The sequence below is a fragment of the Streptomyces sp. ISL-12 genome (assembly GCF_018614415.1).
Classification (GTDB): domain Bacteria; phylum Actinomycetota; class Actinomycetes; order Streptomycetales; family Streptomycetaceae; genus Streptomyces.
Map to the genome: position 1 here is coordinate 101,700 of NZ_JAGGOO010000040.1, position 21,083 is coordinate 122,782.

Consider the following 21,083-nt stretch of genomic DNA (forward strand, 5'->3'; position numbering starts at 1 on the left):
CGTCACGCGGCGCTGCTCCTGGGTACCCGCCGGGCGCAGCCCGCGTCGTGGTCGCTGCCCAGACTCGTCCACCAGCGTTCGCAGCAGGCCGCGTCCAGCTCGGCCCGGACCAGTGCGTCGGCGGCCCCGGTCGCCGCCGGCGCGCGGGACGGGCGTACCGGCGCGCGCCGCCGGGCGGCGACGGCCCGCTGGTCGGCGATGACCGTCTCGCGGACCACGGCGATCAGCGGCACCGCACTGGCGCCCGCGAACACGGCGGCGGCCCACAGCGGGCCGTACCGCAGCTCCAGGACCGCGGTCCAGGCGAGTCCCGTACTGGTGGCGACGTAGAGGGCGCAGAGCAGGCGGCTGGATCGTGTCATCGGGGGAACACCGTTCGTCGTGGATGCCGTACAGGCTGCTCAACGCGGGGCGGCGGGCCGGGGAAGCGGGGGCGTACCGGCCCATTTTCGGCCATGTCGCCGTCCATTCACCGTGGCGGATGGTCGGTAAGCGTAGAAAACCGGTCAATCGAGAGCAGTGGCGTGCATGTTGCGAATGATTCGGCCGGGTCCGGGCAGGCGCAGTGAAAATCGAGAGAGGGGCGCTACGTGCTGGTACCGGACCCGAAGGTCGTCAGGGAGCTGTTGACGCGATACGCGGCACTGCGGATCGCGCAGGCGGAGCGGGAGCGGCCGGCGACGGCGCGCGAGCTGGCCGACGTCAGCTACACGTTGTGCGTGATGACGGGGACCACCGACATCCACGACGCGGTGGCGGCGGCGGACGCCCTGCTGCTCGCCCTGGCGGCCGAACCGGACGAGGAGAGCGGCCTGTCGCTGGCCGTGTGACCCCGGGCGAGGTCCGCCGGGCCGGCCCTTTCCCCGGCGGACCGCGCCCGCACCTGGCGGGAATCCGTCGGAAGCTGTCATTCCCGCCCCTGTGCGATCACTCGGCGGCTTTCTACCGTGGGGCTCCGAACCACGCCGATCACCCCGCACCGGAGCCCGACCGATGACAAAGCTGTTGCTGTCCCTGCACGTCCTGGCCGCCATCGTCGCCATCGGTCCCGTCACGGTGGCCGCCAGCATGTTCCCGCCCGCGGTCCGCCGGACGGCGCTGCCCGGGGGCGCCGGCGACGGGGAGACCGGCGGGGCGGGCGGCCTGGGCACCGTCCGGCTGCTGCACCGCATCTGCCGCGTCTACGCGGGTCTCGGGATCGCCGTTCCGCTCCTCGGCTTCGTCACCGCACAGGCGATGGGCGTGCTCGGCGACCCCTGGCTCATCGTCTCCGTCGTGCTGACCGCCGTCGCCGCCGGCCTCCTCGTCGTCCTCGTCCTGCCCGGTCAGGAGGCCCTCCTGGAACGACTGACCGGCGGGCAGGCCGTGGAGCGCGCCGGTACCGCCCGGCTCGCCATGTTCACCGGCCTGTTCAACCTGCTCTGGGCCACCGTCACCGTCCTGATGATCGTCCGCCCGGGCTCCACGACCGGAGCCTGAGCCGGGGGCACGTCCTCATCAGGTCCGCGGCGTGGTGCCCGGTCACCTCTCGTCCGGCAGCGCCGTCTTCGCGGGGCCGGCGCGGCGCCCGACTAGACTGCGCAGTCGCGCCTGGACCCCCAGGGGCGGACGACAGGAAAGGCACGTTGACGGATGTTCCAGGATTCGCCCATCTACGACCGACTCGTCGCCGAATGCGGTGATGTCCCCACGGTGGTGCGGCGGGAGGCGGAGCGGGTGAGCAGGGAACTGGAGGCCGTCATGCGTCCGATGCTCTCCTCCGGTCGCGAACGTCCGCCGTCCCCGGGCAACGGCTGGCAGCGCACCGCCCTGCTGCCCGGCCCCGGCCCCAACTGACCGGCGGACCGGGCCGGGTGCCCCAGCGCCGTGGTCAGCGCACCGCCGCGCCGGCGCCGCCCGCGCTCTCCTCGTCGTCGGCCGACTCGGGCTCCCCGGTGCCGGGCCGGGCGAGCCACGCGGCGATGGTCCGGGCGATCGGCTGGCCGGTGTCCACCTCCACGAAGCCGAACTGCCCCGACTGGTTGCACTCCAGGAACCACCAGGTGCCGTCGCCGTCCTCGGCGAAGTCGAAGGCCCCGTAGGCCAGTTGGGCCTTCCGGGCGTAGGCGAGGACGGCCGCCGCGACCCGCGGCGCCACCTCGGTGGGGCGCCACGGCTCGGCGGACCCGTCGAAACGGACGTCGACCTCGGCCGAGTCCGCGGCGGTCGCCTTGCGGGCGGCCAGCAGCCGGTCGCCGACGACGGTCAGCCGGATGTCGGCGCGCTTGGCCACCCGCCGTTGCAGCAGCGTGGGGCCGAAGGCGACCGCGGAGAAGTCCGTCTCGGGGGAGACCCGGCTGGTCGGCACCGCCCGCGGCGGGTCCTGCGGATGCGCGCCCGAGACGGGCTTGACCACCAGGTCCGGATAGCGCTCGGCGAACTCGCGGGCCGCGCGTGGGAACGTCGTGATCAGCGTGGCCGGCACCGGCAGCCCGCACCGCTGGGCGAGCCGCAGCTGCCAGGGCTTGTGCCGGGCCCGGCGGGCCGCGTCCGGATGGTTCATCCACCGAGCCCCGCAGCCGCGCAGCATGCCGTACAGGGCCTGCGACGACTCCTCGGTCAGCCACCGCGACGGCGTGGCCGCCCGGGCGGCCGGGGTGCCCGGCCTGCGCACCCAGACGGAACGCAGCCCGCCGATGCTCACCAGCCGGCCCCCCGAGGACAGGTGCCCCCGGAAGGAGCCGTGGACGAACTCCCCGGACAGGGCGACGGAATCGGTCAGGTCGGCCGGGTCCAGGCGCACCACCGGCACGCCCGACTCGTTCAGGTGCACGACCACCATGTCCGCCGTGACGTCCTCTTCACAGGTCAGGATCAACACGGTCATCGAAGACGGTCCGTGTTCAGTCGTCGAAGTGGGTCTTCGAGCCCGCCGTGGACGTAGTGGTCCCCAGCTCCCTCAGCAGCGCGTGGTCGCCGGCGGCCACGCGTCCGTCGCGGAGCACGTTCAACTGCAGTCCGGAGTCGTAGACGTACGGAGCGGCGAACTCCAACTCCCCTACGGGACGTGCGTAGTCGAGCGCGAACGGTTGCATCGTCTCTCCCTGGTCGGTGCTGCGCCGATCAAGCGATGGGCCGCCTGTGCCGTCGCCTGGTCCGCCGACTTCCTTCGGCTTCCAGAGACTTATACGAATCGAACGGGTGAATGGTTTCCTTACTCTCCGTAGTCGCGACGCGGTTTCGCCAGGGAACCGCGAGCGGAACGCAGAGCCAGGAGCAGTACGCCCACGTCGTCCAGGTACACCGGATCGGGCACCAGGTCGGCGGGCAGTACGAGATAGAGGACGGCGCCCCAGAAGATCCAGCGCGGTCCGGCCGGCAGTCCGGCCCGGCGCAGCTCCCGCCGGGTCCGTACCAGCCGTACCAGCACCGCCACGGCCAGGGCCAGCACGACCGCCGCGAGCGACGCCGCCACGATCAGTACCGACGTGGTCGTATCCACCCCCGCCCCCCCTTCGTCCCGGTGCGCCGCGACGCACGCGTCCCTCACCGGATTCCCCCGCACGGCGCGGATATGGCAGCCGGACGGGTGCTCCGCGTCACCCCTCATCCGCGCGGCTCACCCGAGTGGCAGACCGGTGCGGGGGCGCCTAGTAATGGTCACCACACAAGTCGCGCGTCGCATGTCGGGGACGCAGGAAGCGGCCGCATTCCTTCAGACGGAGAAGACCATGACCACCGGCTCTTCAACACCCCGCCCGAACGAGTACGCCATAGCCACCTCCGTGGACCTGCCGTCCGCGGAGACCACCAGCGGCACCGGGACCCACCCGGTGCGCCCGCCGGACGCCGCGCCCGGTCAGCAGCAGCCCGACGGTCCGTACGCCGACGGCGCGTACGCCGGCCCCTCGTACGCCGATGACGCCCCGTACCCCGACGGCCCCCTCCCGGACGAGCCCTGCGCCGACGAGGAACCGGCGTTCGAGGAGCCCCGGGGGGCGAGGGAACCACAACAGCCCGGGGAGCCCACGGGGCCGGGGGAGCGCACGGGGCCGGGGGAGCGCACGGAGTCCGGGGAGCCCAGGGACCCCGCGGGGGCCGGAGAACCCGCTCGGCGACGCCACGACCCGGCGGCGTACGGCGACCCGGTCGGCGACCTGGTGCGGGCGGCCGTGGCCGACCGGCCGCTGGAGGAGGTCGTCTCGCTCATCACGATGCTGGAGCGGTCACCGCAGTACGCCCAGGCCACCCTCGACGCCCTGCGCGCGGTCGGTGTCAGCCGGTCGGTGGAGGACGTGACCCGGCTGGTCGGCCTGCTGACCCGGCCGCCGCGCCACGCCGACAGCGCCGACGAGGCGATCCGCGCCGCGGCCGAGCACCGTCCGGTGGAGGAGGTGACCCGGCTGATGGCGCTGCTGCACCGCACCCCGCTGGAACCGCACTGCGGGAAGGAGGCGGTCCGGGCCGCGGCCACCGGCCGGCCCGTCGAGGAACTCGTCCACCTGATCGGCCGCCTCGCCGAAGAGCGCCCCGACCCGCTGGGCCAGCCCGGCGAGCGGCCGCCGCGAACCGACGACGACGAGGAACCGGGCGGCTCGGGGACCCCGGGCGGCGGTTCCCGCCACGGTGGCCTGGGCGCCGCGCTCACCGGCGTCGGCCGCAGGGGTCGCGAACGCGCGTGGAGCGCGCGCCGGATCCGCGCCACCGGCACCCGTCGGGGAGTGCCGGAGGGCGCGGCCGAGCGTGCCGCGCGCCGGCCGGTGTCCAGGACCGCGTCGCTGACGAGCTGGCTGGCCGTGGTGGTGCTCGCCGGGTGCGGGGTGGCGTACTTCCCCCTCCACACCGGCGGCGCCTCCGCCCGCGTCTACGCCGCCGCCTTCGCCCTGTCCGCGCTCTGCCTGCTGCTGGCCCTGGTGATGTCCGTGCGGCCCCGCGTGCCGGTGCTCGCCGCCGCTGTGGTGGGACCGGCGGCGCTGGCCGCCGTCCGGCTCTACGCCGTGACGGCCGCGGAGTCCCGGCTGGACCGGCTCATGGACCTGGCCCTGGCCCCCGCCTGGCTGGCCGTCACGGTCGCCGTGGCCGCGTCGCTGACGGCGCTGACCGCGCTGTGCGTACGGGTCGCCTCCCTGCTGCCCGGCAGCCGCTGGGCGGTCGGCCCGGCGGCCGGGGCGCGCGGCGCGACGGACTGACCGCCTTCCCGCCGCCCGCAACGGCACGGGCCCGGGCCGCCGACACGCGGCCCGGGCCCTTTCACGGGGACCGTCCGTCGGGCCCTGCCACCGGGCCCTTCCGCCGGGCCTTTCCAGCGGGCCCTTCCGCCGGGCCTTTCCAGCGGACCCTTCCACCGGGCCTTTCCAGCGGGCCCTTCCGCCGGGCGTGTCCGGCTCGCACGCCGCCCCTCGTCCGTCGTCCGTCGCCCGTGGTCCGGCGGACACGCCCGCCGGACCACGGGCGCTGTGTCCGGCCCCCGGTCGGCCGCGTCCGCCGGACGTCACCCGCCGAACGTGCCCGCCGGGGCCTCGTGGCCGAGCAGCCCGGTGAGCACCCGGTCCGGGGTCAGCGGCAGTTCGCGGAAGCGGACGCCGGTGGCGTGGTGGACGGCGTTGCCGATCGCCGCAGCCGTGCCGACGATGCCGATCTCCCCGATCCCCTTGCTTCCCATCGGGTTGAGATGGGCGTCCTCCTCGTCCACCCAGTGCGCCTCGATGTCCACGGCGTCGGCGTGGGCGGGCACGTGGTACGACGCCAGGTCGGATTCGGCGAAGTCACCGAACGCCGGGTCCATGTGGCTGTCCTCGGTCAGCGCCATGCCCAGCCCCATGGTCATGCCTCCGACGAACTGGGACCGCGCGGTGCGGGCGTTCAGGATGCGTCCGGCGGCGTAGACGCCCAGCAGCCGCCGCGCCCGTACCTCACCGGTGACGGTGTCGACCGTGACCTCGGCGAAGTGCGCGCCGAAGGCGTGCCGGGAGTAGGCGCTCTCGGTCTCGGCCCGCCCGGTGGTGTCGGCGTGGGCGCCGATCCCCTCCGCGGGCACCGGGCCGGGCAGCTCGGCCAGCCGGTCCGCGAGCCGGACGCACGCGTCGTGCACGGCCCAGCCCCAGGAGGCGGTGCCGGAGGAGCCCCCGGCCAGCGAGGCCGCCGGCAGATCGCTGCTGCCCACCTCGATCCGGACCCGCTCCAGCGGCACCCCGAGGGCGTCGGCGGCGACCTGCGCGAGCACCGTCCGCGCGCCCGTGCCGATGTCGGTGGCGTTGATCCGGACCAGGAAGCCGCCGTCGGGCATCGCCCGCACCGCCGCGGTGGACGGCGCGACCAGCACCGGGTAGGTGGCCGCGGCCACGCCGGTGCCCACCAGCAGGGGACCCTCCGCGCGGGCCCCCGGGCGCGGGTCGCGTGCCGCCCACCCGAACCGGCGGGCGCCCTCCCGCAGGCACTCGACCAGGTGCCGGCTGCTGAACGGCTTGCCGCTGTCGGGCTCCGACTCCGGCTCGTTGCGGATCCGCAGCTCCACCGGGTCCACGCCCAGCTCGGCGGCGAGTTCGTCCATCGCCGACTCCAGCGCGTACATGCCGGGGGCCTCGCCCGGCGCGCGCATCCAGGAGGGCGTGGGCACGTCCAGCGGTACCACGCGGTGGACGGTCCGGCTGTGCGGCGCCGCGTACATGACGCGGGCGGGTACGGCGGCCTGCTCCACGAACTCCTTGACGTGCGAGGTGTGGGTGGTCACCTCGTGCCCGAGGGAGGTGAGCCGGCCGTCCCGGCCGGCGCCGAGGCGGAGCCGGTGCAGGGTGGGCGCGCGGTGCCCGACCACGGCGGGCAGCAGACGGCGCGGGAACGCCACCGTGACCGTCCGGCCGGTGTGCCGGGCGGCCATCGCGGCGAGCACCACGTCCGGGCGGGGCGTGCCCTTGGACCCGAAGCCGCCGCCGACGTGCTCGGCGGCGACGGTGATCCCCTCCTCCGGCACCTCGAACATCTGGGCGAGCGTGGTGCGTACGACGGTGGTGCCCTGGCTGGAGGTGTGCACGGTGAGCCGGTCGCCGTCCCAGCGCGCGGTGCTCGCGTGCGGCTCCATCGGGTGGTTGTGCAGCGGCGGCACCCGGTACTCGACGTCGATCCGCACTTCGGCGGCGGCGAAGGCGGCCTCCGGTTCGCCGCGCTCACGGACCGCCGGGTGGCCGCCGTTGGCCTTCTCGGGGACGTAGACGCCGGGGTGCGACGCGGTGAGCGTGACGTCGTGCGGTTCCGTCTCGTAGGTGACGCGGACGGCGGCGGCGCCGGCCCGGGCCGCCTCCAGCGACTGGGCCACCACCAGTGCCACGGGCCAGCCCCGGTGCGGCACGCGCGGGCCCTGCAGCACGGCCAGCACCGGATCGTCCGGTTCGGCGAGCCGCGGCGCGTTCTCATGGGTGAGCACCGCCAGTACGCCGGGCAGGGCGAGGGCGGGCACGGCGTCGACGCCGGTCACCCGGCCCCGCGCCACGGCGGCCGGTACGGCCCGGGCGTGGGCGCGGCCGGGCCCGTCGAACTCGGCGGCGTAGCGGGCGGCGCCGGTGACCTTCTCCCGCCCTTCCCGGCGTTCGGCCCCCGTGCCCAGGACGGTCTCGGTGACGGTCATGGAGTGACTCCTCGTGGATCGTGGACGCCGGTTCAGACCGGGGAGTGGGGCGCCAGCCGGCCCAGGACGTCGAGGGCGAGCCGACGGGCGAGGGGGACCTTGTAGCCGTTGTCCCGCAGCGGCTCGGCGGCGGCCAGCTCCAGGTCGACGGCGTGCTCGAACGCCGCCGCCGTGGGAGCAGCGCCGACCAGGGCGTCCTCGGCCCGCCGTGCCCGCCACGGCCGGTGCGCCAGCGCGCCGAAGGCGAGACCGACCCGCTCGACGACACCGTTCTCGCAGTGCAGCACGGCGGCGACGGAGGCGAGCGCGAAGGCGTACGACGCCCGGTCCCGGGCCTTGCGGTAGAGCGACGGCAGCCCGCCCGTGGCCGCCGGCAGCACCACCGAGGTGATCAGCTCGCCCGGGTGGATCTCGGTGTCCTTCTCCGGGTGCGTCCCGGGCAGCCGGTGGAAGTCGGCGGCCGGGACGCTCCGGGACCCCTCCGGGCCGCGCAGCTCCACCCGGGCGTCGAGGGCGGCCAGCGCCACGGCCATGTCGGAGGGGTGGGTGGCGACGCACTGCTCGGAGTGGCCGAGCACCGCGTGGTCCCGGTGCACACCCTGGAGCGCCCCGCAACCGGTGCCGGGCTCCCGCTTGTTGCACGGTTTGGTCACGTCCTGGAAGTAGGGGCAGCGGGTGCGCTGCAGCAGGTTGCCGCCGGTGGTGGCGGCGTTGCGCAACTGCCCGGAGGCACCCGCCAGCAGCGCCTGCGACAGCGCGGGCCAGCGGTCGCGGACCGCCGGGTGCGCCGCGAGGTCGCTGTTGCGGACCATCGCCCCGACGCGCAGACCCCCGTCGGGCAGTTCCTCCACGGTGTCCAGCGGGAGCCGGGTGACGTCGATGAGGGCGGCGGGCGCCTCGACGCCCAGCTTCATCAGGTCGACGAGGTTGGTGCCGCCGCCGAGATAGCGGGCGCCGGGCCGGGCGGCGAAGGCGTCGGTGGCCTCCTCGACGCTGGCGGCGCGGACGTAGGCGAAGGGCCGCACTCAGATCACGTCCTCGACGGCTTCGGCGATGCGCGGGTAGGCACCGCACCGGCACAGGTTGCCGCTCAGCCGCTCCCGGATCTCCGCCCGGTCCAGTGGCACGGGCTCGCCCGAGGGCGTCGCCGGGTCGGTGACGTGCGAGGGGTGGCCGGCGGCGGCCTCGGCGAGGGCGCCGAGCGCGGAACAGATCTGGCCCGGTGTGCAGTAACCGCACTGGAAGGCGTCCCGGTCCAGGAACGCGCGCTGCAACGGGTGGAGTCCCTCCCCGTCGCCGCCGAGCCCCTCGACGGTGGTGACCTCCGAGCCGTCCAGGGCCACGGCGAGCAGCAGGCAGCTGTTGACGCGCCGCCCGTCCACCAGGACCGTGCAGGCCCCGCACTGGCCGTGGTCGCACCCCTTCTTGGCCCCCGTGAGGCCGAGGTCCTCGCGCAGCAGGTCCAGCAGGACCCGGCGGTGGTCGACGGTGAGCGTGTGGGGTTTGCCGTTGACCCGGAGCGTGGTGTCCGAGTGCTCGACGGCGGTGACTGCGGTCGTGTGAGGGCTGTCCATGGCGTCGGTGACCTTCCGGGACGGGCCGGTACGGCTGTGCAGTCCGCGTATCCAGGTTGTCCCGGCTGACACGTCACGCGGAGTTCCCGGAGGCCGCCGAACACGGAGTTCCCGGAGCCCGCCGGCGGCCGCGTCCCGGTGTCCGGCCGGGCCGGACCGCTCAGCGCCCGTCGGACCGGGAACGACCGCCGGCGTCCGCGTCCGCTTTTCCGTCCCCGTCCGTCTTCCCGTCCCCGTCCGGCGTGCCGCCCCCCGGTGCGGGTGTGGCGGAGCGTGCCGCCGACGCCGCCTTCAGGCGTTCCAGCCCGCGGGTCAGCGCGCGCAGCGGGGACGCGGGACGGGACTCGGACGGCTCGGGCCGGACGGCCGGGGGCGTCCCGGTGGACTCGCGCAGGGCGGCGAGCGCCTCGCCGGCGCTCTCGGCCGCCTCCCGGTACAGGTCCCGGGACCGCGTCATCGCCTCCAGCGCCTCGGCGTACATGGCCACCAAGCGGCGTTCCCGCTCCAGTTCCTCCCGCAGTGTCAGCAGCCGCCAGTCCTCCCGCAGCGCGGTGAGCGCCGCCTCGCCCCCGTCCGGCAGCGGCCTGGCCAGCGCGGCGAACCGCCGGACCGTCGCGATCAGCTCGGCGGGCTCGGAACCGTCGAGGAAGACGGTGCGCACGGAGAGGTCGCCGGGCTCGGGCGGGGCCGGGGTGCCGGGCAGCACCACCGCGCCGCCGCGTGGCACCTGGACGCCGAACTCCTCCAGGGCCCAGTTCACCACCCGCAGCTGCTGCGGCGCGGCGCGGTGCTCGATCACACGGTGGCGCAGACTCGGCGGCAGCCACCGCACCAGCGGCACCCGGCCGCGGTGGTCGGGGGTCATCGCCTCGTGGACGACGACGTGGATCATCCAGGCGTCGCGCCCGGCGTCCCGCAGCAGCCGGCGTACGGCCTTGTCGTCCTCCGGCAGCGTGTTCAGACCCCGCAGCCGCAGTCCGGTGGCGGCGTCGCGGTCCCAGGTGACGTCCGGGTCGTCCGGCCAGAACATCCCGGCGGGGGAGGGCCACCCCTGGTCCCAGTGCTCCTCGGCCTCCGCGAGCAGCGTCCACTCCTGGGAGCCGGCCGAGCCGGCCCCCAGGGTCAGCCGGGCCCGGACGGTGACGTCCCCGGCCACCCGCCAGCGCGCCTCGAAGATGTGTTCGCCACTGTCCCCGTCGTCCCGCGGCAGTTCGTGGAAGTCGTCGATGACGCCGTCGTCCTTGTGCTGCCGCAGGGTGCGCAGCAGGACGTCCCGGGCGGCGGTTCCGACGTGGCGGCCGCGCGCCGGCCACACGGTCGGCGGGGTCGTGGGGCGATCGGTCGAAGAGGTCGGCATGAGTCCATCTGAAGGGCGGGGGCACGTGCGCAGGCCCAGTATCGTCGCCGCGGGCCGCCGTGGATCACCCGGGGTACGCCGACGCGCCGGGCGTGCGGCCGGCCGGGGGTGCGGACGGGCGAGGTGGCGTGGAACCCGGGCGGCGGTGGGCACAAGCACAGCGGACGACCGTACGGCACCCGAAGGAGCGACCTGATGAAACTCGACCTCGACGGACGGACCGCGCTGGTGACCGGATCCTCCCAGGGCATCGGCGCGGCGATCGCCGCGGGGCTGGCCCGCGCCGGCGCCCGGGTGGGCGTCAACGGGCGCGACGCCGGACGCCTGGACAAGAGCGTCGCCGCGCTGCGGGAGCAGGTGCCGGACGGCGAGTTCGTGCCGGTGGCGGCCGACCTGGGCACCGAGGAGGGCGCGGACCGGGCGGTCGAGGCGCTGCCCGACGTCGACATCCTCGTCAACAACCTCGGTGTCTTCGGCGCCGCGCCCGCGCTGGAGATCAGCGACGACGAGTGGCGCCGCTACTTCGAGATCAACGTCCTCGCGGGCGTCCGGCTCACCCGCGCCTACCTCCCCGGGATGCGGGACCGGGGCTGGGGGCGGGTGCTGTACATCGCGAGCGACTCGGCCGTCGTCATCCCGGCCGAGATGATCCATTACGGCATGTCCAAGACGGCGCTGCTCGCGGTCTCCCGCGGCTTCGCCAAGGAGGCCGCCGGCAGCGGTGTCACGGTGAACTCGGTGATCGCCGGGCCCACCCACACCGAGGGCGTCGAGGACTTCGTGTACCAGCTGGTCGACCGCGACCTGCCCTGGGACGAGGCCCAGCGCGTCTTCATGCGCGAGCACCGCCCGCAGTCGCTGATCCAGCGGCTGATCGAGCCGGAGGAGATCGCCAACCTGGTGGTGTACCTCAGCTCGCCGCAGGCGTCCGCCACGACCGGCGCGGCGGTCCGCGTCGACGGTGGATACGTCGACTCCATCCTGCCGTGACGGCCTGACAGCCGGATCCGCTACTCGCGGTCCGTGCCGCCGCTGCGGTTCGGGCGGTCCGGGTGCGGCTCCCGGCCGCCGACGATGTCGGTGACGCCGGACTCGTCGGCGGTGTCGGCGTGCGGCCGGGGGGTGCTCCGGCCGCCGCCGGGCTGGCCGCCGCCGGTGGTGCCGTAGCCGCCCGGCACACCGGGGACGCGGTCCGCGTCGGCCTCCTCACGGCTGATGTGCCGGGTGGCCCGCACATGGGGGCGCCGCTCGGGGGCGGGCCGGCTGAACGGCCGGGACGCGGCGCGTCGCTTCTCCGACTCCGCGGAGACGGCCTCGTCCCGGTGCTCGGGTTCGGGGGTCCTGCGCTGATCGGTCATGCCGTCCGCGTACCCGCCTGGCTCCGGGCCATGAGCGGGTTCACTCCCGTGGATCCGCGCGCCGCCGGTCCGCCTCGTCCCAGGCCCGGGTGTCGCGCGGCTCGACGTACGGCTCCCGGTCGGCGGGATGGCCGCCGTCGATGACCCGCTGCCGGGCCAGCTCGGCGTCGAACTCCAGGCCCAGCAGGATGGCCAGGTTGGTCACCCACAGCCAGACCAGGAAGATGATCACGCCGGCCAGGGTTCCGTAGGTCTTGTTGTACGAGCCGAAGTTCGCCACGTAGAACGCGAACCCGGCGGAGGCGACCAGCCAGATCAGCAGGGCCACCAGACTGCCCGGCGTGATCCAGCGGAAGCCGCGCACCCGGGCGTTGGGGGTGGCCCAGTACAGGATCGCGATCATGATGACGACCAGCAGGACCAGGACCGGCCACTTGGCGATCGACCAGACCGTCACCGCGGTGTCACCCATGCCGAGCGCGGTGCCCGCCTGCTCGGCCAGCGAGCCGGTGAAGACCACGATCAGCGCACTGGCCACGGCCAGCACCAGCAGCACCACGGTCAGGATCACCCGCAGCGGCAGCACCTTCCACACCGGGCGCCCCTCGGGGACGTCGTAGACGGCGTTGGCCGAGCGGATGAAGGCGGCCACGTAGCCGGACGCCGACCAGATGGCGCCGGCCAGACCGACCACCGCCAGTACCGAGCCGAGCCCGGCCTGGCCCTGCAACTGCCGGATCGCGTCGGACAGCATGTCCCGCGCCGGTCCCGGGGCGAGCTTCTGTACGTTGTCCAGGACCTCCTGGGTGGCCGACCGCCCGGCGATGCCGAGCAGGGAGACCAGCACCAGCAGGGCCGGGAACAGGGACAGGATCCCGTAGTAGGTGAGGGCGGCGGCGCGGTCGGTGAGCTCGTCGTCCTTGAACTCCTTCACCACCCGCCGCAGCAGCGCCGACCAGGAGCGCTTCGGCAACTCGGTGGGGGAGTCCGGCGCGGCGCGCTCGGTGGCGGTGTCCGGGCCGAAGTCCTCGCCGGCGTCCCGTGCGGTGGGGGCACCGTCCTGACCTGATGTGTGTTTCCCGCGGTGGGGCATGTGGAGTCGGGCCATGGAGCACGAGTAGCCCGTCCGGCACCGGACACGCATCAGGGTCCGCGCCGAGGCGGGCCTGTCCGCGTTCCCGCCACGGGAAGGACCGCCGACGCGGGCCGTGCACGGCCGTGGAAACCCGCAGTATGACGTACCGGCCGCACGTTCCTCTGGAGAATGCCAAAGCCTCCACCCGACGCGTGCACTTTCCGTAGTGTCCCCGTCACGTTGACGGTGGCGGCCGTGCGGGAGGGGTTTCGGCGTGCCCGGAATAGACGAGAGCCTGCTGGAGGCGATGCGCCTGCCCGGCGCGCGCGGGGCGTGGCTGGTCGACTGGATCAGCGGACTGGCCCTGGGCGCGGTGGGCGAGGCACCGGGCGGCGACGCCGAGGCGACGGCCGCGGTGACCGCGGAGCTGGCCCGGCACGCCGCGGAGAGCGGTGCGCTGGCGCCGGGCGGCCCGGACAGCGCGGGCGTCGGGACCTCACCCGTCGAGGACATGATCGTCACGACCGGGGACGCGTACCACCTGATCCGGTTCGTCAGCACCCCCTTCGACAGCACCGTGTTCCTGCACCTGTGGCTGGACCGCAACGACGGGAACCTGGCCCTGGCCCGCCTCCGGCTGGGCGAGATGGCGGGGCGGCTGGTGCTCGGATGACGACGACGTGGACCGCGCACGACACCACCTCGGCCGCGCTGGGCGCACTGGCCGCCGAGGGGGCCACCGGAGCCCTGACCGGCGAGCGGGGGGTCTTCTACCTCTCGGCGGGCCGGGTGGCGCACGTCGAGTCCGCGCACACCCCCGACCTCGGCGTCCTGCTGGTCCGCGGCGGGGCCCTCACCGAGGACGGCTGGTGGGAGGCGATCGACCGGGACGGCGCCCGGCACCGGGTGGGCCGCCGGCTCGTGGACGACGGGCGGCTCGCCGCCGGCGCGCTGGAGCTCTGTCACCTGGGCGCGCTGTTCGACGCCGCCTACTTCGCCCTCGCCCACGACGGGCGCGCGCACCGCTTCCGGCCGGGCGCCGGGCACTGGCTCGGCGTGGTCCGCCCGGTCCCGGTGGACACCGTGGTCCGCGAGTCGCGGCGCCGCCGAGACCTGCTGCACGACATATGGCCCGACCCCCTCGTCGACGTCGCCCCGCTCGCGCGCGCGGCCGGCGCGGAGCCCGCCGGTCTGCCGCCCCGGCGCGGACGGGTCCTCGCCCTGGTCGACGGCGTCCGCACCGCCGCCGCCATCGCGGAGGCCCTCGCCTGCCGTACGTACCACACCCTCGTCGAACTGCGCCGCCTGGCCGCCGACGGACTCGTCACCACCGCCCCGCGCGTCCCCGCGCAGGACACCCGGGCCGCCCCCGATCCGTACGGGGCCGCCTGGGACGACCCCGACGCCGCCCTGCTGCGACGGCTTCGAGACGCCTTGGAGGCCCTGTGATCCGCGCGCGTCGCCAGCGTGCCGAAAGGAGACTGCTCATGGCCGTCGAGAGCGACGTCCTGGCCGAACTGCACCGTCTGCGCCACCACGTGCCCCAGCTCACCGGCTCCCTCGCGGCCACCGTCGACGGACTGGTCCTCGCCCATGACGCGCCGGGCACCGAACCGGAGGGCCTCGCCGCGCTCACCGCCGCGGCCCTCGGCGTCGCCCACCGCACGGCGGACGCCACCGGCCGCGGCGACTTCCGCGAGCTGCTGCTGCGCGGCGCCGAGGGCTACGTCGCCACCTACGCGGCCGGTCCGGCCGCCGTCCTCACCCTGCTCGCCGAGGGCCGCGTCAACGTGGGCCGGCTGCACCTGGAGGGCCGGCGCAGCGGCGCCCGGATCGGCGAACTGGTCGCCGGCCACACCCGTACCGCCCATGCCGCGGAGGACCGGACCGGCTCCGGCGGACCCGCCGTGACCCCCGCGGACCTGGCCCGTCCCATCGGCACCCTGCCCGTGCGCACCCCGCAGCGGCCCGCCCATCCACCCCGTCCGCAGGCCGGCGGTCAGCGTCGGCCGACCTGAACCGACTCGACCGATCACATCCGGAAGGAAATCGACTCATGGCCAACCTGGAAACCTCGCTCAAGGAATGCCTCAGCGTCATCGACGGGGCCTCGGCCGCCGCGCTCGTCGACTACACGAGCGGCATGGCGCTCGGCACCCTGGGCGGCACCAAGGACTTCAACCTGGAGGTCGCCGCCGCCGGCAACACCGACGTCGTGCGGGCGAAGCTGCGCACGATGGAACTCCTCGGCCTGAAGGAGGAGATCGAGGACATCCTGATCACGCTCAGCAGCCAGTACCACCTGATCCGCCTGATCAAGGGGCGCGGTGGCAACGGCCTCTTCCTCTACCTGGTGCTCGACGCGAGCCGGGCGAACCTGGCGATGGCCCGCCACCAGTTGCGCCGCATCGAGACCGAACTGGAGGTCTGAACCGGCCCGGGCCGGCGACCACGCGGTCGCCGGCCCGTCGGCGCGACGCGCCGGAAACAGGGCGCCGCCCCGGGTTCCCCCCGCCCGGAGCGGCCGGCCCGCGACCAGCATGCCCAGGACGGCCGTCCTCGGCCTTGTCATCGCGCGCGGGACTGTTGTTGATCCGCGCGCCCCTCCTGGCGCACCGCGTTCCGGTAGTCCCGCGGCGGCATCCCGTAGGCGGCCCGGAACAGGCGGCTGAAGTGCGCCGGGTCGGTGAACCCCCAGCGGGCGGCGACGGCCCGCACCGGACGCGCGCCCAGGAACGGATCGGCCGGGTCGAGGCGGCAGCGCTCCAGCCGGCGGGCCCGCACCCAGGCGGCCGGCGACTCCTCCACCTCGGCGAACAACTGCTGGAGCGTGCGCAGGGAGATGTGGTGGGCGTCCGCGATCGTCCGGGGCGTCAGCTCCGGGTCGGCGAGATGCCGCTCGACGAACTGGTTCACCCGCAATTGCAGGGCACGCCGCCGGGTCTCGGGGGTCAGCGTCCCCTGGGCTTCCGGTGACCGCGCGAGCGTGGACGCCAGCAGGTCCAGGGTGACCGAGGCGAGGGCGGGGGCGTCCGCCGGGGCGAACTCTGCGGCGCGCGCGGTGAGACCGGTGAGCCAGGAGGCCAGCATCCCGCCCATGCCGTGACGTCCGTCGACCGGGACGGCGAGCAGGTCCCGCACCGTCCGCTCCGGCAGCGGCAGCAGCCCGCGGGCGAACTGCACGGTCAGATGCGACCAACTGTCCGGATCGGCCCGGACATCGCCCTGATAGGGGCTGCTGCTGTCCATCAGCACCAGATCACCGGTCCGCAGCGCCGTCTCGCTCCGGCCCAGGTGGACGGTCCCGTGTCCGTCGATGAAACAGTTGACCTGATACATCTCGGGATCGGACTGCCGTACGAGTCTCGACGTCCGCGCGATACCCAGGTGCGGGTAGGCCAGGGCGGACACCTGTACGTCACCCAGGTCGAGGAGCAGCATCCGGGCGCGGAAGTCGTCCTGGTCGTCGCTGCGCATCAGGTTGCGCAGGTGCGAGCGCGCCGTGGTCTCCTCCCACAGGGCGAACCGCTCCGGCGCCGCCACGGCCTCCGTGCTGAACTCCGTCACCAGCATGTGCCGCCCTCCCCCTCCACGCCCCTCGTTCCGCAGTGTCGCACGGGCCCCCGCGGTCATGTCCCGCTCAGGGCGGGGAAGCCGGTCCGGCATGAAGTCGACGACGGCGGCCCGTGCGGCACTGGTCCTCGCGCTCGTCTCCGGCACGGCGGGATGCGGGGGAGGCGGGGGCGGCGATGACCTGCCGGACGCGCGGGGAGCGCTGCGGGTGCCGGTCGGCGGCGAACTCGTCATCACCACGGACCACGGGGTGACCCTGCGCCCCGGCGCCGGCGGCGAGGTCGCCGTGGACGACCGGGCCGGCCACCGCTGGAGCCGCCGGGACGACACCAGGGTGCTCGACCTGGACTGCGCGGGACGGGACGGACGGTGTCCCCGGATGCCACGGGTGGACGTACCCGACGGAGTCTCCGTCACCGTCCGCGCCCGCGACGCCGGCATCGACGCCGCCGGGATCGCCGGCGCCCTGGACCTGACGACCGTCAACGGCGACATCACCGTCACCGGTTCCGGGGCGGACGACGGCGCCGTACGGCTGGCCACCCGCAACGGCTCGGTCCGCGCCGACGCGCTGCGCGCCGGGAAGGTCCGCGCCGGGACGGTGAACGGCGACGTGACGCTCGCCTGCGCGACGGCACCGGCCGGCGTCGGCGGGACCACGGTCGACGGCTCCGTCCGTCTCGCCCTGCCTGCCGACGTGCCCGCCTACCGCGTCAGGGCGGCCACCGACAATGGCAGCACCTCGGTCGACGTGCCCACCACCCACGACACGGCCGGCCGCACGATCCGGCTCACCACGGTCGACGGCGACGTCACCGCCGCGCGCGCCTGATCCCCGCACGCCCGCCACAGGAGACCCCCGCGCCGCACGCGACCGACCCCCGGAAGCCGGGCTTCCGGGGGTCGGGTCGGTCACGCGGGACGCGGGTCGCGGTCACGCGGTCGGTCAGGCGCCGCTCCAGCGGAGCATGTCCTCGCGCTCGACGTACTTGACGCGCTCGCGGCCCTGCGGCTCGCCCTGCGCCTTCTCCGCCGCGTCCAGCTTGTACCAGCCCTCCCAGGTGGTGAACCGGACGCCCCGCTCCGCCAGGAAGGCGTCGACGGCCTCCGGGCCGGGCGCGGAGGGCGTGTGCAGCCGCTCGTTGGCGAAGTCGTCCAGCAGGCTGGCCACCGTCTCGTTGGCGTCGCCCTTGGTGTGGCCGATCAGACCGATCGGGCCGCGCCGGATCCAGCCGGTGACGTACGTCGACTTCAGGTGCTCGCCGGACTCCTCGATGACCCGCCCGGCCTCGTCCGGGACCGTGCCGGAGTCGATGTCCCAGGGCAGCTTGGGCAGCTTGTCCGACAGGTAGCCCACCGCGCGGTAGACGGCCTGGACGTCCCAGTCGGTGAACTTGCCGGTGCCCTTGACGTTGCCGGTGCCGTCCAGCTCGGTGCGCTCGGTGCGCAGGCCGACGACCTTCCCGTCCTCGCCGAGGATCTCGGCCGGCGACTCGAAGAAGTGCAGGAACAGCTTGTGCGGACGGTCGCCGACATCGCGGATCGCCCAGTTCTCCAGGGTCTTGGCGACCATGTCGGCCTGCTTGTTGCCGCGCCGGGTGGCGATCGAGCCGTCGTCGTAGTCGATGTCCTCGGGGTCGACGATGACCTCGATGTTGGGGGAGTGGTCCAGCTCCCGCAGCTCCATCGGGCTGAACTTCGCCTGCGCCGGGCCGCGGCGGCCGAAGACGTGGACCTCCAGCGCCTTGTTGGCCTTCAGGCCCTCGTAGACGTTCGGGGGTATCTCGGTGGGCAGCAGCTCGTCCGCGGTCTTGGCGAGGACGCGGGCGATGTCCAGGGCGACGTTGCCGACGCCGAGGACGGCGACCTTCTCGGCCTCCAGCGGCCAGGTGCGCGGGAAGTCCGGGTTGCCGTCGTACCAGGCGACGAATTCGGCGGCGCCGTAGGAACCGTCCAGCTCGACGCCGGGGATCGACAGGTCGCGGTCGGCCGTCGCACCCGTGGCGAAGATCACACCGTCGTAGAAGGTGCGCAGATCGTCCAGGCTGATGTCGGTCGGGTAGTCCACGTTCCCGAAGAGGCGGATCTGCGGCTTGTCCAGCACCTGGTGCAGGGCCGTGATGATGCCCTTGATCCGCGGGTGGTCGGGAGCGACGCCGTAGCGGATGAGCCCGAACGGAGCGGGCATGCGCTCGAAGATGTCGATGGACACGCCGGGCTCGGCGGCCACTTCGGACTTGAGCAGGGCGTCGGCGGCGTAGATTCCGGCGGGACCGGATCCGACGATGGCTACCCGCAGAGGGCGGGGCATGTGCGGTTTCCCTTCGAGCGGTGACAGATCGACTCGACGGGAAGCCTAAGCTAAGGGGACCCTAAGTCGGTACGCGGGTCCGGTCTATGGGCCCATAAGGCCCGCTTATGAGTCCCTTACGGGTTGTTTGGACCGCCCGGGTTCGGTGACCGGTGACGCAGACACCAAGGCGGAGACCGGACCGGTGGAGGGAGTCCCCGTGAACGATCCGAACCGCTGGCGGGCGTTGTGGGCCACCCTGGTCGCCGGGTTCATGACCCTGCTGGACGTCACGATCGTCGCCGTGGCCCTGCCGTCCATGCAGCGGGAACTGGACGCCTCCGCCGCGTCCGTGCAGTGGGTCGTCTCCGGGTACGCGCTGGCGTTCGCCCTGACCCTGGTGACCGCCGGACGGCTGGGCGACGCCTTCGGCAGGCGGCGGGTCTTCCTGATCGCCCTGGCCGCCTTCGTGGTGTGCAGCGCCGCGGCGGGCGCGGCGCCCACGGTCGCCCTGCTCGTCGTCGCCCGGCTCGCCCAGGGCGTGGCCGCCGGCACCCTGTCCCCGCAGAACACCGCCCTGATCCAGCAGCTGTTCCGGGGCGCCGAGCGCGGCCGGGCCTTCGGGCTCTTCGGCGCCACCGTCGGCGTCTCCAGCGCCGTCGGGCCGGTGGTGGGCGGCGTGATCCTCGCCCTCGCCGACGGCCCCGACGGCTGGCGCTGGATCTTCTACGTCAATGTGCCGGTCGGGCTGGTAGCCCTGGTGCTCGGCTGGCGGCTGCTGCCCCGGGTGGCCCCCGGACGCCGGGGCCGCCTCGACCCGGTGGGGGTGGCGCTGCTGGGCACCGGCATTCTCGCGGTGATGCTGCCGCTGGTGCTGGCCGAGGCCGGCGGGCTGGGCAGCCTGTGGTGGCTGTTCCCGGTGGGGCTGGGGATCCTGGTGGGCTTCGTGGGGTGGGAGCGCCGGGTGTCGGCCCGGGACGGCGACCCGCTGCTCGACCCCCGGCTGTTCACGGCGACCCGCGGCTACGCCACCGGCGCGAGCCTCGCCACCCTGTACTTCGTCGGCTTCAGCGGAGTCTGGCTGGTCTTCGCGCTGTTCTTCCAGAACGGGCTGGGCTACTCACCGCTCGGCTCGGGGCTGGCAGTGACCCCGTTCGCCGCGGGCTCCGCCGGTGCCGCCGCGGTGGCGGGGCGCCTGGTGGGCCGGTTCGGGCGGCTGCTGACCGTCTGCGGACTGGTCGCCGTCATGGCCGGGCTGGGCGGCACGGCACTGGTGCTGTGGCTGGCGCCCGCGGACTCCGCCGCCTTCGTCGCCGCCCCGCTGCTGTTCCTCGGGGGCCTCGGCAGCGGCTGCGTCATCTCCCCGAACGTCACCATGACGCTGCGCGACGTCCCGGTCCGCATGGCCGGCGCGGCCGGCGGTGCCATGCAGACGGGGCAGCGGCTCGGCGGGGCCGTGGGCACGGCCGCGCTGCCGGGCCTGTTCTACCTGGTGCTGACCAGCACCCACGACAACTACCGCGACGCCGTGGCGCTCTCCGTCGGCAGCGGCGTCGCCTTCATGCTGTGCGCGCTGGCCGTCGCCGTCGCGGACTGGCGGCGGGACCGCGCCGACCGGGACCGGCGCGGCCCGGCGGAGACGGCCCACGGCCACACCCACGCGACCCGGGGCTGATCCGGCCGGTCCGGTCGGCCGGATCAGCCGGGGCTCAATGGCGCTTCCCGAACCGGCGCAGCAGCCCCTGGGCCTGTGCCCGGCGGCGCGGGTCCGCGGCGGCCCGGCGGACCTGCTCCGCCGTCCGGCGCCCCTGCGGACTGCGCGCGTACCGCTTGATCCTCTCCAGCAGTGCGGCCATCACGTTCCTCCTGTGGTTTTCCCGCTGTGGTCTTCCCGGCGGGCGGGATGCCCGCGCAGAACCCGCCTACCCGTCCCGGCCCCGCTCTCACCCGGCGGCCCGCCGGCGTTTCCCGGCCGGGGAGCGGGAAACCCGGAGGGTTCCCGGAGGATCCGCGACCGATGAGAGCGCAGAGGTGAGAACGACCGTGGCAGGCACCGAGAAGTCCAAGGCCAAGACGGAACAGACCAAGGGCAAGGCCAAGGAGGCGGTGGGCCGCGCCGTCGGCAACGAGAGGCTGACGGCCGAGGGCCGCGCCGATCAGACGAAGGGCGACGCCCGCCAGGCCAAGGAGAAGGCGAAGGACGCCTTCCGACACTGACCCGCCGCGCGTCCCGTGCTCTGTACGGGTGCGCCTCGC

General features: G+C 74.5%; 25 protein-coding genes. 12 read left to right on the forward strand and 13 right to left on the reverse strand.

The features are described from left to right. Positions 1–2 precede the first annotated feature (2 nt). Complete coding sequence (locus J7I94_RS11850; RefSeq protein ID WP_215166995.1) at positions 3–362, reverse strand: hypothetical protein; 360 nt, start codon at positions 360–362, stop codon at positions 3–5. Positions 363–590: 228 nt separating this feature from the next. Between J7I94_RS11850 and J7I94_RS11855 the strand changes: the two genes are divergently transcribed. The 3 genes from J7I94_RS11855 to J7I94_RS11865 all read left to right on the forward strand — a co-directional run bounded on the left by J7I94_RS11855 (position 591) and on the right by J7I94_RS11865 (position 1,836). Beyond that, a complete protein-coding gene (locus J7I94_RS11855; protein WP_215166996.1) occupies positions 591–830 on the forward strand; it encodes a DUF5133 domain-containing protein in 240 nt (79 codons plus the stop codon). A 163-nt stretch (positions 831–993) separates the two neighbouring features. Beyond that, entirely contained in the window at positions 994–1,479 is a 486-nt protein-coding gene (locus J7I94_RS11860) for a hypothetical protein (protein WP_215166997.1), read from the forward strand. Positions 1,480–1,632: 153 nt separating this feature from the next. Beyond that, entirely contained in the window at positions 1,633–1,836 is a 204-nt protein-coding gene (locus tag J7I94_RS11865) for a hypothetical protein (RefSeq protein WP_215166998.1), read from the forward strand. A 34-nt stretch (positions 1,837–1,870) separates the two neighbouring features. Here J7I94_RS11865 and tgmB read toward each other — a convergent pair whose 3' ends face one another. The 3 genes from tgmB to J7I94_RS11880 form a co-directional block, all read right to left on the reverse strand. After that, a complete protein-coding gene (tgmB, locus tag J7I94_RS11870; protein WP_215166999.1) occupies positions 1,871–2,866 on the reverse strand; it encodes an ATP-grasp ribosomal peptide maturase in 996 nt (331 codons plus the stop codon). A gap of 16 nt (positions 2,867–2,882) precedes the next feature. Beyond that, positions 2,883–3,074: a putative ATP-grasp-modified RiPP gene (tgmA, locus tag J7I94_RS11875; protein WP_215167000.1), complete on the reverse strand. Its 192-nt coding sequence runs from the start codon at positions 3,072–3,074 to the stop codon at positions 2,883–2,885. Positions 3,075–3,193: 119 nt separating this feature from the next. After that, a complete protein-coding gene (locus tag J7I94_RS11880) occupies positions 3,194–3,481 on the reverse strand; it encodes a DUF1232 domain-containing protein (protein WP_215167001.1) in 288 nt (95 codons plus the stop codon). A gap of 229 nt (positions 3,482–3,710) precedes the next feature. Here J7I94_RS11880 and J7I94_RS11885 point away from each other — a divergent pair, with 229 nt between their 5' ends. Next, positions 3,711–5,168, forward strand: a complete 1,458-nt coding sequence (locus J7I94_RS11885) for a hypothetical protein (RefSeq protein ID WP_215167002.1) — start codon at positions 3,711–3,713, stop codon at positions 5,166–5,168. A 302-nt stretch (positions 5,169–5,470) separates the two neighbouring features. Here the strand turns inward: J7I94_RS11885 and J7I94_RS11890 are convergent, their stop codons facing one another. The 4 genes from J7I94_RS11890 to J7I94_RS11905 form a co-directional block, all read right to left on the reverse strand. After that, positions 5,471–7,600: a xanthine dehydrogenase family protein molybdopterin-binding subunit gene (locus J7I94_RS11890; RefSeq protein WP_215167003.1), complete on the reverse strand. Its 2,130-nt coding sequence runs from the start codon at positions 7,598–7,600 to the stop codon at positions 5,471–5,473. Positions 7,601–7,632: 32 nt separating this feature from the next. Then, the gene (locus tag J7I94_RS11895) at positions 7,633–8,625 is read right to left on the reverse strand and encodes a xanthine dehydrogenase family protein subunit M (protein ID WP_215167004.1); all 993 of its coding nucleotides are present in this window, start codon (positions 8,623–8,625) and stop codon (positions 7,633–7,635) included. Next, complete coding sequence (locus J7I94_RS11900) at positions 8,626–9,174, reverse strand: (2Fe-2S)-binding protein (protein WP_215167005.1); 549 nt, start codon at positions 9,172–9,174, stop codon at positions 8,626–8,628. A 160-nt stretch (positions 9,175–9,334) separates the two neighbouring features. Next, positions 9,335–10,531 carry a hypothetical protein gene (locus J7I94_RS11905; protein ID WP_251074996.1) on the reverse strand — a complete coding sequence of 399 codons (1,197 nt, stop codon included), beginning with the start codon at positions 10,529–10,531 and terminating at the stop codon, positions 9,335–9,337. 195 nt (positions 10,532–10,726) lie between these two features. Here J7I94_RS11905 and J7I94_RS11910 point away from each other — a divergent pair, with 195 nt between their 5' ends. Further along, positions 10,727–11,521 carry an SDR family NAD(P)-dependent oxidoreductase gene (locus J7I94_RS11910; RefSeq protein WP_215167006.1) on the forward strand — a complete coding sequence of 265 codons (795 nt, stop codon included), beginning with the start codon at positions 10,727–10,729 and terminating at the stop codon, positions 11,519–11,521. A gap of 20 nt (positions 11,522–11,541) precedes the next feature. Here the strand turns inward: J7I94_RS11910 and J7I94_RS11915 are convergent, their stop codons facing one another. After that, positions 11,542–11,889, reverse strand: coding sequence for a hypothetical protein (locus J7I94_RS11915; RefSeq protein WP_215167007.1), 348 nt, complete (start codon positions 11,887–11,889; stop codon positions 11,542–11,544). Positions 11,890–11,929: 40 nt separating this feature from the next. Next, the gene (locus J7I94_RS11920) at positions 11,930–12,997 is read right to left on the reverse strand and encodes a YihY/virulence factor BrkB family protein (RefSeq protein WP_215167008.1); all 1,068 of its coding nucleotides are present in this window, start codon (positions 12,995–12,997) and stop codon (positions 11,930–11,932) included. A 241-nt stretch (positions 12,998–13,238) separates the two neighbouring features. Between J7I94_RS11920 and J7I94_RS11925 the strand changes: the two genes are divergently transcribed. The 4 genes from J7I94_RS11925 to J7I94_RS11940 are packed head-to-tail and all read left to right on the forward strand — an operon-like array spanning position 13,239 to position 15,395. Further along, entirely contained in the window at positions 13,239–13,637 is a 399-nt protein-coding gene (locus J7I94_RS11925; RefSeq protein ID WP_215167009.1) for a hypothetical protein, read from the forward strand. Continuing rightward, positions 13,634–14,413 (forward strand): hypothetical protein, encoded by a 780-nt coding sequence (locus J7I94_RS11930; RefSeq protein ID WP_215167010.1) that lies wholly within the window; start codon positions 13,634–13,636, stop codon positions 14,411–14,413. The genes J7I94_RS11925 and J7I94_RS11930 overlap by 4 nt, the downstream gene beginning before the upstream one ends. A gap of 38 nt (positions 14,414–14,451) precedes the next feature. Then, positions 14,452–14,982, forward strand: coding sequence for a roadblock/LC7 domain-containing protein (locus tag J7I94_RS11935; protein WP_215167011.1), 531 nt, complete (start codon positions 14,452–14,454; stop codon positions 14,980–14,982). Between the two features lie 38 nt (positions 14,983–15,020). Next, positions 15,021–15,395 carry a hypothetical protein gene (locus tag J7I94_RS11940; protein ID WP_215167012.1) on the forward strand — a complete coding sequence of 125 codons (375 nt, stop codon included), beginning with the start codon at positions 15,021–15,023 and terminating at the stop codon, positions 15,393–15,395. Positions 15,396–15,532: 137 nt separating this feature from the next. Here J7I94_RS11940 and J7I94_RS11945 read toward each other — a convergent pair whose 3' ends face one another. Continuing rightward, positions 15,533–16,537 (reverse strand): helix-turn-helix domain-containing protein, encoded by a 1,005-nt coding sequence (locus tag J7I94_RS11945; protein ID WP_215167013.1) that lies wholly within the window; start codon positions 16,535–16,537, stop codon positions 15,533–15,535. Between the two features lie 91 nt (positions 16,538–16,628). Here J7I94_RS11945 and J7I94_RS11950 point away from each other — a divergent pair, with 91 nt between their 5' ends. Beyond that, complete coding sequence (locus tag J7I94_RS11950) at positions 16,629–17,369, forward strand: DUF4097 family beta strand repeat-containing protein (RefSeq protein ID WP_215167014.1); 741 nt, start codon at positions 16,629–16,631, stop codon at positions 17,367–17,369. 114 nt (positions 17,370–17,483) lie between these two features. Here J7I94_RS11950 and J7I94_RS11955 read toward each other — a convergent pair whose 3' ends face one another. Further along, positions 17,484–18,848, reverse strand: coding sequence for an FAD-dependent oxidoreductase (locus J7I94_RS11955; RefSeq protein WP_215167015.1), 1,365 nt, complete (start codon positions 18,846–18,848; stop codon positions 17,484–17,486). Between the two features lie 253 nt (positions 18,849–19,101). Here J7I94_RS11955 and J7I94_RS11960 point away from each other — a divergent pair, with 253 nt between their 5' ends. Next, positions 19,102–20,502 (forward strand): MFS transporter, encoded by a 1,401-nt coding sequence (locus J7I94_RS11960; RefSeq protein ID WP_251075024.1) that lies wholly within the window; start codon positions 19,102–19,104, stop codon positions 20,500–20,502. Positions 20,503–20,536: 34 nt separating this feature from the next. Here J7I94_RS11960 and J7I94_RS11965 read toward each other — a convergent pair whose 3' ends face one another. Beyond that, positions 20,537–20,683 (reverse strand): hypothetical protein, encoded by a 147-nt coding sequence (locus J7I94_RS11965; RefSeq protein WP_215167017.1) that lies wholly within the window; start codon positions 20,681–20,683, stop codon positions 20,537–20,539. Between the two features lie 187 nt (positions 20,684–20,870). On the opposite strand from J7I94_RS11965, the gene J7I94_RS11970 reads away from it, so the two are divergent. Beyond that, positions 20,871–21,044, forward strand: a complete 174-nt coding sequence (locus J7I94_RS11970) for a CsbD family protein (protein ID WP_215167018.1) — start codon at positions 20,871–20,873, stop codon at positions 21,042–21,044. Positions 21,045–21,083 lie beyond the last annotated feature (39 nt).